At 67.3% G+C, this 990-nt stretch carries 1 protein-coding gene; it reads right to left on the bottom strand.

Annotation, left to right across the window (positions count from 1 at the left end; translation table 11 throughout):
• A partial coding sequence (locus ACFP2T_RS48045) for a condensation domain-containing protein (protein WP_377434823.1) occupies nt 1–963 on the bottom strand: 963 nt, incomplete at its 3' end.
• Nucleotides 964–990 lie beyond the last annotated feature (27 nt).

Consider the following 990-nt stretch of genomic DNA (forward strand, 5'->3'; position numbering starts at 1 on the left):
GCCCTCACCGGCGTTCATCCGGCCGAACAACACGGTCCCGAACACCACGTCATCACGACCGGACAACACCGCCAGCACCCGGGCCCACGCCACGTGCAGCACCGTCGCGGGCGACACGCCCAACCGCCGGCACGCCTCCCGAAGAGCGACGGTCACCTCGTCCGGCACCGGCACGACTGCCTTGGTCGACCCGGTTCCGTCGCCGTGCACGTCGAGCAGGCCGAACGGCGCCGTCGGTTCCACCACGTCACCGAGCAGTTCGGCGAAGAACCGCTGATGCTCCGCACGGGGAACCGCCCGCGACTGCGCCACAAAATTGCGGAACGGCAACGCCGGCGCCAACTCGTCAGCTCGCCCAGCCACCACCAGGCGCAGTTCCTGCAGCATCGCGTCCATGCCGAAGTGGTCCTGTACCAGATGATGCATCCGGAACAACCCGAACCACTTACCGTCCCCGGCGGCGGTCACATGTAGATCCATCAACGGTGCGGTGCCGAAATCCAACACCGATCCGGCAGCCGCCACCAACGCCGGACCCCGGTCCGCCACCTCGCCCAGTTCGTGTTCCACCACCGGCAGCGCCGCTCGCCGCCACACCACCTGAACCGGTTCTGACAAGCCCTCCCACACCACCGAGGTGCGGTAGATGTCATGCCGGTCCACGATCACCTGGATCGCCGACGCGAACCCGTCGAGCCGCTCCCGTGAATCAAACTCCAGCAGCCGCACCGACACATAGGCATCCACCCCACCACCGGCCAGCAGGTGGTGGAACAACAATCCCTCCTGCAACGGCGCCAACGGATACACGTCCGCCACGTTCACGGCGCCACCTGGCACCGCCGACACCACCACATCCACCTCAGCCTGGGACAACCTCACCAGCGGCAACATCTCCGGTGTGAGCACCTCGGCACCCACCGGAATCAGGTTCTCCGGCAACACCACCGCGTCCGAACCCACCGCCGCAGCCAAGCCAGCCGGTGTCGG

This window comes from Plantactinospora solaniradicis (assembly GCF_042658085.1).
GTDB lineage: Bacteria > Actinomycetota > Actinomycetes > Mycobacteriales > Micromonosporaceae > Plantactinospora > Plantactinospora solaniradicis.